The organism is Ruegeria meonggei (assembly GCF_900172215.1).
GTDB lineage: Bacteria > Pseudomonadota > Alphaproteobacteria > Rhodobacterales > Rhodobacteraceae > Ruegeria > Ruegeria meonggei.
Genome location: NZ_FWFP01000001.1, coordinates 362318 through 375925 on the forward strand (window position 1 = coordinate 362318; position 13608 = coordinate 375925).

The window sequence follows — 13608 nt, forward strand, 5'->3', positions numbered from 1 at the left end:
GAGTTGGTTCTCAATTGACATCTGTCAAAGTTTCACTGCGTCACCGCAGGTTGATGCGCAAAACAGCAGCACTGGCAAAGGGCAACAGGGCAATCGTCGCAGCAGTAATCCCTGCCAGCATCAGCAATGGCGTCTGCGTTTCCATCCCCGTAGCCCCACGTCGCGCCACCTCGGCCCCAAAGATCAGGGTCGGCACGTAAAGCGGCAAAACAAGCAGCGACAGCAGCAGCCCACCGCGTTTCAGGCCGACCGTGAGGGCCGCACCGAAAGTTCCGATAACGCTCATCGCCGGAGTGCCGACCAGAAGTGAGATAACCAGCCAAAGAAACCCCGGCACGGGCAGATTCAGCAGCACGCCCAGAAACGGCGCGGCCAGAACCAGCGGCAGGCCAGTGGTCAGCCAGTGGGCCAGCGCCTTGATCGTGACGACCGCTTCCAGCGGCAGGGGAGCAGTTGCGAGCAGGTCCAACGAGCCGTCCTCCCAATCCAGCGCGAGAAGACGATCCAACGACAACAGGCAAGCCAAGAGCGCCCCCAGCCAAAGAACACCCGGCGCGATAGTGGACAGCAAAGAGGATTGCGGCCCCACGGAGAAAGGCACCAGAACGGTGACGATCAGGAAAAACGCCAGCCCCAGGCCAAAGCCTCCGCCTGCACGGAAGGCCAGCTTAAGGTCGCGCAGCAACAGGGCGATCACAGGAAGCCCCCGTCGAAATCGTCGATGGGTTTGGGTTTGGCTTTATTGAGGCCCACGTCCAAAACCTCTCCGTCCAGGCCAAGTTCGATATGGGTGGCGATCAAGGCGGACCCGCCCTGCCCCAGATGCGCGCGCACGGCATCAGAGAACATTCGCACCGCATTTTTGTCCAGCGACACCGTGGGTTCGTCCAGCATCCAGATCGGCCGTCCGGTGACCAGCATTCGCGCCAATCCCAGGCGGCGTTTCTGCCCTGCAGACAGATTCCCCGCGTGGCGGTCTGAGAGATCGTTTAGGGCAAAAGCGTCCAAAGCGGGCTGAATATCTTGAATCCCAAAGACTGAGGCCCAGAAAGACAGGTTTTCCACCACTGTCAGCGTCGGCTTTAGACCGTCAGAATGCGAGGCATAGGCGATCTGATCCTCTGCCCCCTCAATTCTGCCTGCCAGAGGCGGTTGCAGTCCCGCCAATGTGCGCAGCAGCGTTGTCTTACCGATCCCGTTTGGCCCCCGCAGGATCAGCGCTTTGCCGGAGGGCAGCGAAAAGCTGAGCCCTTCGAGCACGGGAACGCCGCCACGGGCGATGGCCAGATCGGTTACGGTCAAAGTCATGGGTCCCGCTTATCTCATTGCCGTCAGAGGCAAAAGGCGAGATTTGCCGCAGTGTGTTTGGTGATAGCGTATTTGAGTGCGGGCGAAGCGAGGGGCCAGCCCCTCGCGCTCCCCGGGGTATTTTTAGCCAGATGAAGGGCGGATCAGCTCAGACCGGTAACAGCGCCAGCGCGATGCGCCGCCCTTCGGACAGCAGCACGTTATAGGTGCGGCATGCAGCCGGAGAGTTCATGATCTCGACGCCAATCCCGGCGTTTTCCAAGGCGGTACGCAGGTCCTTTGGAATATGGGTCAGCGCGGCGCCAGTGCCGATCAACAGAACATCCACGTGATCGGTCAGTTTAAGCAGCGCCGTTTGATCGTCGTATCCGCCCCATGCGGTCGTACCTGTTGGGCCTGTCAGCACCGTACCTTCATGGACTTGGCCGCCGATCCGGAAAAACCCGGGGCCGTACCCATCAATCGGGGTTGCGTTGTTATAGGTGATCTCATTCAGGCGCATGGCGATGTTCTAGCCCCAAAGCGGCAGTCCCGACAAGGCCGCAAGAGCAATCGCCAGATAGGCGGCGGCGCGGTACAGTATTTCGCGTTCTGGTCGGAACAACCAGCCCCCCAACCAATTGCCTGCTACATTAGGGACGGCCAGCAACAGACCCAACGCCAATGTAGGCCAAGTGACACGCCCCATCCCTGTCAGATATCCGAGGATGAGGAAATCGAATGCAAAAAGGAACAACAGGATCGTGGCGCGGATCACCTCGACTGGCAGCGGACGAGACATGTAGAACAGAATCACTGCAGGCCCTGGCAGGCCCGCGATCCCGCCCAGAAATCCGGCGGTTGCGCCGATACCGGCTACCATCGTCCGGCCAACATGCCCGTGATACCGCAGCCCCAGGATCAGTATAGCCAGCATGAAGATCGCCAATATGCTGACGGTATAGCGGAAAACCTCGGGCGCAACTTGCGTCAGCAGCCACAGGCCAACAGGCAGCAACAGTGCACACCCAGCCACAAGCCGAACCAGATCACCCCGCTCGACGTCCCGCCAGGCGCGGCGCAGGTTGGGCAGAGGTCCGAAGATATCCATGATCGTAAGGCCGATCAGAGCGCCGAACGGTCCGAGAAAGGGTGTGGCAATCGGAAGGAAAATCAGCGCGGTTCCGAATCCGGAAAACCCACGCACAACGCCGCTGAGAAACGCGGCGCATAGAATAATGGCCAGCCCCGTGGGGGACTGGCCAAAATACTCAGGCATCGATGTTGGCAAATTGATTGCCAGACGTATTTGACGGTTTGGACCAGTCGCGCTTGACGCCCAGCCACAACAGAATGGTCGAGGCCACAAAGACCGACGAATAGGTTCCGACGATTACGCCCCAGATCATCGCAAATACAAAGCCCCGGATCACGTCCCCGCCCAGCACATAGAGCGAGATCAGCGCCAATAGCGTGGTGACCGAGGTCATGACCGTCCGGCTGAGCGTTTCGTTGATCGAGATGTTCAGAACCTCTTTGAGGTCTTTCTTTTTGTATTTGCGCAGATTTTCCCGAACGCGGTCGAACACAACCACTGTGTCGTTCAGCGAATAGCCCACAATGGTCAGCAAGGCCGCGATGATGGCCAGATCGAACCGGATCTGCAGTTCCGAAAATATCCCAATGGTCAGGATCACGTCATGCACAAGTGCGGCCACGGCCCCCAACGCAAACTGCCATTCGAAACGAAGCCAGATATAAACAAGCACCGCGCCAATGGCGAGCACGACCGCAATTACGGCGGTCTGGATCAACTCACCTGACACTTTGGGGCCGACGGATTCGACGGACACAAATTCGATATCCGGTGCTGCAACCTTGAGGGCCTCTTCAACCGCGGTGACTGTAGCGGCTGAGACGGCCTCGGCATCGGCCTGGGCCTGAATGCGGATCATCGCAACATTCTCATCCGGCCCGAAGGTTGGGTCGAAAATCTCGGTTATCGTGACATCACCCAGCTCCAACGGGGCGATTGCGTCGCGATAGGCACCAACATCGATGAGCTGCGCGCTTTCGGTTCGGATCGTTGTCCCGCCACGAAAATCGATGCCAAAGTTCAACCCTTGCAGCATGAACGAGGTGAATGCGACGACCATCATCAGCGCTGAGATGCCCAGCCAGATTTTCCAGCGGCTGAAGAAATCGAACGAGGTGTTCTGGGGTACCAGTTTAAGTCTCATGTCAAACCTCGATCGTTTTCGGGCGGCGGCGTTCGAACCACAGAACGATCATCAGACGCGTCACGAAGATCGCGGTGAAGACCGAGGTCAGAATGCCTAGACCCAGCGTAATGGCAAAGCCGCGTACGGGGCCGCTGCCCATGGCAAACAGGATCACCGCGGTGATGAATGTGGTCACATTCGCATCAAGAATAGCCGACAGCGCCTTTTCATAGCCCAGCTCAATCGCGCGGGCTGGTCCTCTGGCGGATTTCAGTTCCTCGCGGATACGTTCAAAGATCAGCACGTTGGCGTCCACCGCCATACCCACCGTCAGAACAATCCCCGCGATCCCCGGCAAGGTCAGCGTGGCACCGATCAGCGACAGCAAACCGAACAACAAGCCAACATTGATGATCAGCGCGATGTTGGCGAAGACACCGAACAAGCCATAGCTGAGCGCCATGAACACCAGCACCGCAACAAAAGCCACGATGGTGGCCACTTTGCCCGCGTCGATACTGTCCTGCCCCAATTCAGGGCCGATGGTGCGTTCTTCGAGGAACTCTAGCCCGGCGGGCAATGCGCCTGCGCGCAGCAGCACGGCCAGGTTGGTGCTTTCTTCAACGGTGAAGTTGCCGGTGATGATGCCCGATCCGCCCGGTATATGGCTTTGGATCACCGGAGCCGAGATCACCTCGTCATCCAGAACAATGGCAAACGGAGCCCCGATGTTTTCCAGCGTATAGTCGCCGAATTTGCGCGCGCCAGACGTGTTGAACCGGAAGCTGACCGCCGGACGACCGTTTTGGTCAAACGCAGGCTGCGCATCCACCAGCTCCTCGCCGGTTACGACGGGGGCTGAATCCAACGTGTAGAAAACGCCGGATTCATCAATTGACGGTACAACTTCTTCGCCGACTCCCGGCACTGCGTCTGGATCGGTACCGCGCCGCACAACCGGGTTGAAGGTCAGCTGCGCTGTTGTTCCGATGATCTCTTTAAGCTCACCCGCACTGCCGATGCCCGGCACCTGGATCAGGATACGATCTGCACCTTGGCGCTGAATCGTAGGTTCTCGCGTGCCGACCTCGTCGATCCGGCGTCGGATGATTTCCAGCGACTGACGTACGGTGCGATCGTTCGAGGCCAGCTTTTCGGCCTCTGACAGCTGCACCACAATGGTCTCACCTTCGGCGCGGGCTTCGATATCGGTTGCCCCCACGCCGGTCAGGGTCTGTACCTGACGGGCTAGTCCGCGCACAACCTCCAGCGCGCGGGACATGCCCTCGGGCTGGCTGATGCGCACGCGAATCTCGTCTGGGGCCGACTCTTGTTTGCGGATTGTGCCCACGGTGGCGCGCTCATCGCGCAGTGCATCGCGGATTTCCGGCCACATCGCCTCCATGCGGGATTCGTAAACATCCTCGACCTTCACTTCGGCCAGCAGATGCGCACCGCCGCGCAGATCAAGGCCCAGATTGACCAGCGAAGATGGCAGCCAGTTCGGCCATTGCGCCGCTTCGGACTGCAGCTCGGGAGTGTCGATGCCAAGCTCGATCTCGGCCTTGGCATCGTTTGATTGCTCAACGCGCGTGTAAAACGCATTCGGCAGGGCCATCAGCAGGCCGATCACGCAGACCGACCAGATCAGAACCCGCTTCCAGGTATCAATTTGCAGCATTACCCTGCCTTTTCAAGGAATTGTAGCGCGAAGTTACTTCGCAGGCTCGGTCTTATTCAAAACCTGCGCGATGGTCGATTTGACCACACGAACCTTGACGCCTTCGGCGATCTCGACCTCGATCTCGTTGTCGCCTTCCTTAACCTTGGCCACTTTGCCGATCAGCCCACCCTGGGTGACAACCTGATCGCCTCGGCGCACGGCCTCGACCATTGCCTGATGTTGTTTCATCTTTTTCTGCTGCGGACGGATCAGCAGGAAGTACATGATCGCGAAGATCAGAACCAGCGGGAGAAACTGGGCGATTGCGCCACCTTCCATAGGATATTCCTTTTGTTTTGGAGATGCGGAAGTCTCCGCAAATTTGGCGAGAACCTATTCTTTGAAATGCCTGTTTGCAAGGACAGGCGGCGCATCGAATTTTTTCTTTGGAAAACACCGTTACCTGTGGCGGGTGTTCCATATTTTCCAAAGTTTAGGACCGCCGGTTCAGTTACCCCCTAGGAAGATAGGCCCGCTCGGATATAGTTGAACAGCGGGAGGTCCAATGACGCAATTTTTTCAATCCTTTGGCATGGTTGCCCGACTGCTTGTTGCGGTCTTGTGGATCACTCTGCCCTTTGCGGCGGCAGCGCAGGATATCGCTGAAGACCTTCGTGTGGACGAGGAACAGTCCGAAACGTTCAAAGCCCCAGTCATTGTCGACGGCGAGACGCTTTTCTTTCTGCGTGGATCCAGCGCGCTGCCGGCATCCGACCGCGTCGAACGGGTGCAGGACGCCATCATTGAAGTCGCAGAGGCCTCTACCAGCACAACCGTCGCGATTGTGTTTGAAGACACCGAGCTGGGTACGCTTATTCTGGCGGATGACGTCCAGGTCACGATTGTCACCGAAGCGGACGCCGAGCTGGATCAGATGGAGCTCGATGTTCTCAGCTTCTTGCACGGTCAGGCCATCGAAGAGGCGATCATCGCCTACCGGGCCAACCGAACCGAGCAGGCGCGCGTATCCGGTGCCATTGAAGCGGCGGGCTGGACCTTTGGCTTCATAGTCTTCGTTGTAACAATCCTATGGCTACATCGCAGCATCCGGCGACGCACCCTGAAATTTGTCAAACGTCACCTGAAGGATGTAGAGACGGCCACCGCAAAAAGCGTTCAGGCCGAGGCGATTGCGGCGTTGGTCCGGTATGGGTTGAACTTCGTTCTGCTTATCATCTTCTTTCTGGGCTTTTACTACTATCTGTCCTTTGTCCTGCTTTCCTTCGCTGAAACCCGATATTTCGCACAGCTGCTGCTAACCTATCTGACAGAACCCGTACTTGTGATCTTTCAGGGCATCATCAGCTATATCCCCAACCTAATCATGCTGGTCCTGATCACCTGGGTCACGATGTATGTAATCAAAGGCATGCGCGTGTTCTTTGACGCGGTTGAGGCCGGAACATTTGATCTGGGGGATTTCGAAAAGCACTGGGTGAATCCAACCTTCAATATCGCCCGTGTCGTTGTTATCATGATCGCTCTGGTATTTGCGGTGCCCTATATTCCCGGGTCCGACTCAGCCGCTTTTCAGGGACTGACTATTCTTGTGGGTGCCATGCTGTCGCTGGGTGCAAACTCGGTCGTATCAAACATGCTGGCAGGGTTGTTCGTGATCTATCGCCGCTCAACCTCAATCGGGGACCGCATTCAGATCGGAGAACACATAGGCGATGTGGTGCAGATCAAGCTGATGGAAACGCACCTGAAATCCATCAAGAATGAGTTGATCTCGATTCCGAATGCCCAGCTGATGAACTCGGATGTGGTAAACTTTTCAAAGAAAACAGATGGCAGCGGGCTGTTGCTGCACACGACCGTGGGCATCGGCTATGAGGAACCCTCGGACAAGATTGAGGCCATGCTGATCGAGGCCGCCAATCGCACCAAAGGCATCAAGGCCAAGCCCGAGCCGTTTGTTCTGTGGACTGCTCTGGCGGATTACGCGATCAACTATCAGATCAACGGGTATTCGACACGCGGCAGCATCATTCCGAAGATTCGCTCGGACCTGCACCGTAACATCGTGGCCGTGTTCAACGAGAACAATGTACAGATCATGACGCCCTCTTACATCGCTGATCCGCCAGAGCCAAAAATCCCGGCCGAAGACTGGGACGGTCATCTGGCGCACCAAACCGAGGAAGATCTGGACAAGTAGGTGTAATTTCAAACGCGTGCTACACCCTGCCATTCAGATGGTGCATAAGCGGCTGCAGTGATTCACATGTTTAAGGATCTGAACCATGCACGACATCCGCGCTATTCGCGAAAACCCCGCCGCCTTCGACGCCGCCCTTGCGCGCCGTGGGGACGCGTCGGTGTCGTCAGAATTGCTGCGGCTGGACGAAAGTCGCCGGGCCAAGATTCTGGCGGCTGAGACCGCACAGGCCGAGCAGAACAAAGCCTCGAAAGAGGTTGGCGCCGCCAAAGGCCGCGGCGATGAGGTCGAATTCCAGCGCCTGCGCGCACTGGTCGCCGACAAAAAAGCCGAGATTGCCCGGATGCAAACCGAGGCCAAGGATCTGGACGCGCTGCTGACCGATCAACTGGCTCGTATCGCCAACATCCCAGCCGAGGACGTGCCCGAAGGCGCAGACGAGGACGACAATGTCGAGGTCAATCGCTGGGGCACGCCGCGCGCTTTTGATTTCGCACCCAAGGAACATTACGACATCCCGGCCGTGGCCGCAGCGATGGACTTTGAGACTGCAGCCAAAACCAGCGGCAGTCGGTTTGTGAACCTGTCCAAAGGTGTCGCCCGAATCCACCGGGCGCTGGCGCAGTTCATGATCGATACGCATATCGACAAGAACGGTCTGACCGAAATGCTGACTCCGGTTCTGGTCCGCGATGAAGCCATGTACGGCACGGACAAGCTGCCGAAATTTGGCGAGGACAGTTACCAGACCACCAATGGTTGGTGGCTGATTCCAACGTCCGAAGTGACGCTGACCTATTCTGTTTCGGGTGACATTCTGGACCAAAGCGCCCTGCCCATCCGCATGACCGCGCATACTGTCTGTTTCCGGTCCGAAGCGGGCAGCGCCGGTAAGGACACAGCCGGGATGTTGCGACAGCATCAGTTCGAAAAGGTCGAAATGGTCTCGGTCACGCACCCAGATGAGTCAGACGCAGAACAAAAGCGCATGCTGCGCTGCGCCGAAGATCTGTTGGAACAACTGGGCATCCCCTACCGCACAGTGGTTCTGTGCACCGGCGATATGGGTTTTGGCGCACGCCGGACCTATGACATCGAAGCCTGGCTGCCCGGGCAGGATGCCTACCGCGAGATCAGCTCGGTCTCGACCACCGGTGACTTTCAGGCCCGCCGCATGAACGCACGTTTCCGCCCCGAAGGCGGTGGTAAACCGGAATACGTTCACACCCTGAACGGATCTGGGTTGGCCGTTGGTCGGTGTCTGATCTCTGTTCTGGAAAATGGCCAAAACGCAGACGGAACCGTGACATTGCCAAACGTTTTGGCCCCCTATCTGGGCGGCAAGCTGACGCTGCAACTGGACGGCACGCTGGCATAAGAAAACCGGCGCACGCAGAGCGCGACGCCGGTTTCGAAAAACACTTGAAGGCGGAGAAGATTTACTTCTTCGCCTTTTTCTTATCCTTCTTTTTGTCTTTCTTTTTGCCGTCTTTCTTCTTCTGGTCTTTTTTCTTGTCGTCCTTCTTGGACTTCTTGTCCTTTTTAGACTTGGCCTTCACCTTGTCCTTGGCTTTCGAGAACGCGGCCTCCATTTCCTGCAGCTTCTTGGCGGCCTTTTCAGCCTTTGCCTTGGCTTTGGCTTTTTTACGGGCCTTGGCGGCAGCGGCTTCGGCCGCAGCTTTTTCCTCGGCCGCCTTACGGGCAGCCTCGGCAGCGCTTTTTTCAGCGGCGGCAGCGGCACGCTTGTCGGCGGCAGCGGCCGCTACGGTTTTCCGCGCAGCTGGTTTGCGGGTCGCGGGCTTTGCAACAGCCGGTTTCTTGACCGCAGGTTTTGCAGCCGAGGTTTTTGCTGCGGCAGGTTTAGCGGCGGCAGCTTTCGCTGCAGAGGTCTTTCGCGTAGGCGCGCGGCGGGTCGTTGGTTTCGCTGCGGCCGGTTTCGCGGCTGTCGGCTTGGCCGCAATCGCGGTCTTTGCTGCGGCAATCAGCACCAGTGCACGCGCCGCACCAATGCGGGGGACTTTGACCAGGTCTGCGGGTTTAGCCTTGGCGATGGCTTCAGCGGTATTAAAGCCATTGGCAGCCAGCGCTTTTGCAAGCGTCTCACCCACCCCTTTAACGGTCGTCACTGCGGTCATTACGAGTCCTTCCTTTCTCTCCCTGTCGTTTCGTATATACAGTCGATATACGCATTTGCAAGCCACCGGCTAGCCCATTGGCCCCTGAGCGTTAGTTGCTATGGGCCAGATTACCGGTGCGGTTCTTTTTGGGAAATGGAACAAGTCGTTTGGCGTCCTCATCCCATAGCTTCAAGTTTAGCGCCGCCACGGCCTCGGGGAACTTGATCCGGCGCGGCGTGTATTCGGGCGGCAGGTTATAATGGCACGCCCGCAGCCGATAGGACGGGATGCGCGCGTTAAAGTGGTGGATGTCGTGCAACGTGATGCAAGCCACCGCATTGTCAAACCACCATCCGAAATCCAGTGCCGATGATCCCTGCAGCGCAGCCAGTTGCGGGTTCAGATCAGGACGTCGGTCCCAATAGGTATCCTCGAAATTGTGCTGCAGGTAGACAAGGAACACGCCCAGCATTCCGCCCAGAAAGGAAAAGATCAACCAGACCACAATACCGGTGGACCCGGCGATCAGATACAGAAGCCCAAGGAAGACTACGATGGACAGGTTATGCAACAGCACCCCCGTCACGCCAAAGCGCACCGTGTTCTTGGGCCAGCGGTAGCGGATGAAGTAGGTGAACAACGATCCCAACGGTACTAGGATGAATGGATTGCGGTAAAGCCTGTAAAACAATCGGCTTTTCCAATCTGCAGCATTCCATTCCCGCACCGTCATGGTGTGGATTTCACCGGTTTCGCGATGTTCCAGATTACCGATCCCGGTATGGTGCAGATTGTGGTTCTGTTTCATCACCTCGAACGGGGCAAATGTGAAGGGCGACAAACCGTGCCCGGCCCATTCATTCTGCAGACGGGTTTCAAACAGGGAGTGATGGCCGCAATCGTGTTGCAGCACATAAAGGCGCACAGCGGAAAAGGCAAAAGCTATCCCTGCGGGGATCATGATATACCACCGATCCACATAAGAAATCGCAAGCGCAAGCGATGTGAAATACACCGCAAAAGTTCCAAAATAGCTTATCGCGGCCAATCTGTTGTCCTGCACCGCGTATAGTCGAGTGTATTCCCTCAGATCCATCCAGTCCGCTCCTACGATGGCCCGGTTCAATGTGATTTCAAAATCAAGTGCGGAACGCCCGCATACATGCAGCGCGCGCGAAAACAGATGCACGCCAGTGAATGCTAGCGCGCAGTCAGGGGAGTGTCACGCCCCTGAGCTTAAAATGCTGAAAATTGGCGCAGTTACGCCCTGCCCTTGAGATGTTTTGCCAAGGCACCGGCGTTTTTCTTGCGCCGGCCCTTATACGGGTTCTTGTCGCCCTGCCCGCGCAACGTCAGGCGGATGGGCGTTCCGGGCATGTCAAACACCTCGCGCAGACCGTTGACCAGATAGCGTGAATAGCTTTCGGGCATCTTGTCGGGGTGCGAGCACATGACCACAAATCCCGGCGGGCGGGTCTTGACCTGCGTCATATAACGCAACTTGATCCGGCGGCCCTGCGGTGCTGGTGGCGGGTGCTGCTCTAGCATGGCTGTCAGCCAACGGTTCAGTGCTGCCGTGGGGACGCGACGATTCCAGACATCATGGGCGCGCAGGATGGCGGCGCGCAGCCGTTCCAGCCCCCGGCCTGTCTTGGCCGATACGGTGATCAAAGGGGCGCCCCGCAGTTGCGGCAACAGGCGCTCGAACGACTCTTTGAGGTCGCGCAGCTTGTCCTGCTTGTCCTCTTCGATGTCCCATTTGTTGACGGCCACGACAACGGCGCGGCCTTCCCGTTCAGCCAGATCGGCGATGCGCAGGTCTTGCTGTTCAAAAGGAATGGCAGCGTCCAACAGAACCACCACAACCTCGGCAAATTTTACGGCCCGCAACCCATCTGAGACGGACAGCTTTTCCAGCTTTTCTTGTACTTTGGCCTTTTTGCGCATGCCAGCCGTGTCAAAAATACGCATCGGCGTGCTGCCCCCATCGGGGTCTGCCCAGTCAAGGCGCAGGCTGATGGCATCGCGCGTGATCCCGGCCTCAGGGCCGGTTAGCAGGCGTTCTTCGCCAATGATCTTATTGATCAGAGTAGACTTGCCCGCGTTCGGGCGTCCGACAACCGCCACTTGCAGCGGTTTCGCAGCGGAGATCAAAGGCGACTCACCCTCTCCATCCTCGTCCAGTTCGATGTCGGTTTGGGGGGTTTCATCCACCGCCTGCTCTTCGGCTGCGTCGGCCAGTGGCATCAGGTGGGCATAAAGGTCGGTCATCCCCTCACCGTGTTCACCCGACAGGCGGACAGGCTCACCCAGGCCCAGATTATAGGCCTCAAGCACACCGGCATCGGCTGCGTTGCCTTCGGCCTTGTTGGCGGCCAGGATCACGTGCTTGGACCGTTTGCGCAGGATCTCGGCAAACATCTCATCGGTGGGTGTCAGCCCCGTACGGGCATCGATCATGAACAGACAGACATCTGCCATGTCTACCGCACGCTCGGTCAGACGGCGCATACGACCCTCAAGGCTGTCGTCGGTTGCGTCCTCAAGCCCGGCGGTGTCGATCACGGTAAAGCGCAGATCGCCCAGACGTCCTTCGCCTTCGCGCAGATCACGCGTTACGCCGGGCTGGTCATCGACCAGGGCCAGACGTTTGCCCACAAGGCGGTTGAACAGGGTGGATTTGCCCACATTGGGGCGCCCCACGATGGCGAGGGTCAGCGACATGATACTCAACTTTCAAGACTCAGACGCGCCCTTTAGCGCATCTTGTCGTCAACGGAAAGCGTGTAGATCACCTTTGGTGGAAACGACGTACAGCGTCTGCCCTGCCACAACCGGGGCCGTTGTCGCGCCGCCAGGCACTTCGGCACGGTGAACCAGCGCGCCGTCAACCGGATTGTAGAACCTCAAATAACCGTCATTTGATGCGATCACAATGCGTCCACCCGCAAGGATAGGGCCATAATGGGCAAAGATCGGACCGCGTTTGTTGGGCTTGTCTTTGACAAAGCCCGGCAAGTCCTGCGCCCAGACGATTGAGCCATCTGAGGCGTCCAACCGCACCAGTTGGCTGCGGTCGCTGATCAGGAAGATGCTGTTGCCTGCAGCCCAGACCGTATCAACAGCGCCTTCATCCGCTGTCCATTTCCGCTCACCCGAGCCAGCGTCGAACGCGACGGTCCGGCCAGAGTGGTTGCCGATATAGATCGTGTCCCCAACAACCATCGGCCCACCGGTGACATCCACAATCTGAGCAGCTGCACGCCCGCGACGCCCACCCGCGACCGAGGCGTTCCAGCGGCGAATACCGCCGCGCTTGAAGGTTGCGGCGATATCACCCGAACCAAAGGCAAAGACTGCAAATTCCGATGCGATGACCGGGGCCGGAGCGCCCAGAACGTTTCCGACACTGGGCGTGCCTTCAATCTGCCAGGCGATGCGACCATCCTTGGTGTCGATGGTCCAGCCGGTTTCGTCCCCGGCAACCAGATACAATAGCCCATCACTGATCAGCGGCGCGCCGCTGCCGGTTGCATTCAGGCGCTTTTGCCACCGGATCGCGCCGGTCTTGGCGTCCAGTGCAGTCAGTCGCCCAAACCCGGACGAGACGTAAAGTACGCCATTGGAATAGGCCATGCCGCCGCCGGTCGCATCCGCGTCGCCGTCTGTTGCAGGGATCAGGTTCGTGTTCCACGCGACCTGCCCCTGCGGTGACACCGCAGAAACAGTCGCGCCGGAATCCAGCGTATAAATCAGCCCCCCCGCCACTACCGGTTCAGCCGTAATCCGTTGCTTGCGTGAATCGCCCTTGCCGATCGAGGCAGACCACAGCCGCTGCGGCGTGGCACGCAGCGCAGCGTTGGTCGTACGGAAGGCCGGTGTGCCAGCGCTTTGCGACCAGCTGGCATTAGTCTTCTGCGCCGGAAGGCTGATCGGTTTTGCGCCGCGCGTCTCTACGGTCTCGGTGTCAGATGCAGGGCGAATGTCTTCACGCGCGCCCGGCAGAATAACCTCGGGTTCCTGACAGGCGGCAAGCGCGGTCAGTGAAACGGCCGCAACCGACAATCCAATGCGGGAGAAAAGACTTGTCACCATGAT

The 13608-nt window shown here is 58.2% G+C and carries 13 protein-coding genes; 2 read left to right on the forward strand and 11 right to left on the reverse strand.

The window, feature by feature from the left end; translation table 11 throughout:
- Window positions 1-40: 40 nt before the first annotated feature.
- From ccmB to yajC, 7 genes are all read right to left on the reverse strand, one after another.
- Window positions 41-697 carry a heme exporter protein CcmB gene (ccmB, locus tag RUM8411_RS01800; protein ID WP_085820907.1) on the reverse strand — a complete coding sequence of 219 codons (657 nt, stop codon included), beginning with the start codon at window positions 695-697 and terminating at the stop codon, window positions 41-43.
- A complete protein-coding gene (gene ccmA, locus RUM8411_RS01805; protein ID WP_085820908.1) occupies window positions 694-1308 on the reverse strand; it encodes a heme ABC exporter ATP-binding protein CcmA in 615 nt (204 codons plus the stop codon). The genes ccmB and ccmA overlap by 4 nt, the downstream gene beginning before the upstream one ends.
- Before the next feature lie 148 nt (window positions 1309-1456).
- Window positions 1457-1810: an Mth938-like domain-containing protein gene (locus RUM8411_RS01810; RefSeq protein WP_085820909.1), complete on the reverse strand. Its 354-nt coding sequence runs from the start codon at window positions 1808-1810 to the stop codon at window positions 1457-1459.
- 9 nt (window positions 1811-1819) lie between these two features.
- Entirely contained in the window at window positions 1820-2566 is a 747-nt protein-coding gene (locus RUM8411_RS01815) for a sulfite exporter TauE/SafE family protein (RefSeq protein ID WP_085820910.1), read from the reverse strand.
- Complete coding sequence (secF, locus tag RUM8411_RS01820) at window positions 2559-3527, reverse strand: protein translocase subunit SecF (protein ID WP_085820911.1); 969 nt, start codon at window positions 3525-3527, stop codon at window positions 2559-2561. Before secF ends, RUM8411_RS01815 begins: the two co-directional genes overlap by 8 nt.
- Before the next feature lies 1 nt (window position 3528).
- The gene (secD, locus tag RUM8411_RS01825; protein ID WP_085820912.1) at window positions 3529-5190 is read right to left on the reverse strand and encodes a protein translocase subunit SecD; all 1662 of its coding nucleotides are present in this window, start codon (window positions 5188-5190) and stop codon (window positions 3529-3531) included.
- Window positions 5191-5223: 33 nt separating this feature from the next.
- Window positions 5224-5511, reverse strand: coding sequence for a preprotein translocase subunit YajC (gene yajC, locus RUM8411_RS01830; protein WP_085820913.1), 288 nt, complete (start codon window positions 5509-5511; stop codon window positions 5224-5226).
- 226 nt (window positions 5512-5737) lie between these two features.
- On the opposite strand from yajC, the gene RUM8411_RS01835 reads away from it, so the two are divergent.
- Both RUM8411_RS01835 and serS read left to right on the forward strand, forming a co-directional pair.
- Window positions 5738-7393 carry a mechanosensitive ion channel family protein gene (locus RUM8411_RS01835; RefSeq protein WP_085820914.1) on the forward strand — a complete coding sequence of 552 codons (1656 nt, stop codon included), beginning with the start codon at window positions 5738-5740 and terminating at the stop codon, window positions 7391-7393.
- Window positions 7394-7478: 85 nt separating this feature from the next.
- Window positions 7479-8771: a serine--tRNA ligase gene (serS, locus tag RUM8411_RS01840; protein WP_085820915.1), complete on the forward strand. Its 1293-nt coding sequence runs from the start codon at window positions 7479-7481 to the stop codon at window positions 8769-8771.
- A 61-nt stretch (window positions 8772-8832) separates the two neighbouring features.
- On the opposite strand, the gene RUM8411_RS01845 is transcribed toward serS, so the two are convergent.
- The 4 genes from RUM8411_RS01845 to RUM8411_RS01860 form a co-directional block, all read right to left on the reverse strand.
- The gene (locus RUM8411_RS01845; RefSeq protein ID WP_085820916.1) at window positions 8833-9528 is read right to left on the reverse strand and encodes a helix-hairpin-helix domain-containing protein; all 696 of its coding nucleotides are present in this window, start codon (window positions 9526-9528) and stop codon (window positions 8833-8835) included.
- A 91-nt stretch (window positions 9529-9619) separates the two neighbouring features.
- A complete protein-coding gene (locus tag RUM8411_RS01850; protein WP_085821090.1) occupies window positions 9620-10606 on the reverse strand; it encodes a fatty acid desaturase in 987 nt (328 codons plus the stop codon).
- Window positions 10607-10770: 164 nt separating this feature from the next.
- Window positions 10771-12234, reverse strand: coding sequence for a ribosome biogenesis GTPase Der (der, locus tag RUM8411_RS01855; RefSeq protein WP_085820917.1), 1464 nt, complete (start codon window positions 12232-12234; stop codon window positions 10771-10773).
- Between the two features lie 48 nt (window positions 12235-12282).
- Window positions 12283-13605 carry a PQQ-like beta-propeller repeat protein gene (locus RUM8411_RS01860; RefSeq protein ID WP_085820918.1) on the reverse strand — a complete coding sequence of 441 codons (1323 nt, stop codon included), beginning with the start codon at window positions 13603-13605 and terminating at the stop codon, window positions 12283-12285.
- Window positions 13606-13608 lie beyond the last annotated feature (3 nt).

What these genes read in the sequence shown, in the direction of transcription:
- ccmA (WP_085820908.1), bottom strand. Translation starts at nt 1,308, where the DNA reads ATGACTTTGACCGTAACCGATCTGGCCATCGCCCGTGGCGGCGTTCCC.
- RUM8411_RS01810 (WP_085820909.1), bottom strand. Translation starts at nt 1,810, where the DNA reads ATGCGCCTGAATGAGATCACCTATAACAACGCAACCCCGATTGATGGG.
- RUM8411_RS01815 (WP_085820910.1), bottom strand. Translation starts at nt 2,566, where the DNA reads ATGCCTGAGTATTTTGGCCAGTCCCCCACGGGGCTGGCCATTATTCTA.
- secF (WP_085820911.1), bottom strand. Translation starts at nt 3,527, where the DNA reads ATGAGACTTAAACTGGTACCCCAGAACACCTCGTTCGATTTCTTCAGC.
- secD (WP_085820912.1), bottom strand. Translation starts at nt 5,190, where the DNA reads ATGCTGCAAATTGATACCTGGAAGCGGGTTCTGATCTGGTCGGTCTGC.
- yajC (WP_085820913.1), bottom strand. Translation starts at nt 5,511, where the DNA reads ATGGAAGGTGGCGCAATCGCCCAGTTTCTCCCGCTGGTTCTGATCTTC.
- RUM8411_RS01835 (WP_085820914.1), top strand. Translation starts at nt 5,738, where the DNA reads ATGACGCAATTTTTTCAATCCTTTGGCATGGTTGCCCGACTGCTTGTT.
- serS (WP_085820915.1), top strand. Translation starts at nt 7,479, where the DNA reads ATGCACGACATCCGCGCTATTCGCGAAAACCCCGCCGCCTTCGACGCC.
- RUM8411_RS01845 (WP_085820916.1), bottom strand. Translation starts at nt 9,528, where the DNA reads ATGACCGCAGTGACGACCGTTAAAGGGGTGGGTGAGACGCTTGCAAAA.
- RUM8411_RS01850 (WP_085821090.1), bottom strand. Translation starts at nt 10,606, where the DNA reads ATGGATCTGAGGGAATACACTCGACTATACGCGGTGCAGGACAACAGA.
- der (WP_085820917.1), bottom strand. Translation starts at nt 12,234, where the DNA reads ATGTCGCTGACCCTCGCCATCGTGGGGCGCCCCAATGTGGGCAAATCC.
- RUM8411_RS01860 (WP_085820918.1), bottom strand. Translation starts at nt 13,605, where the DNA reads ATGGTGACAAGTCTTTTCTCCCGCATTGGATTGTCGGTTGCGGCCGTT.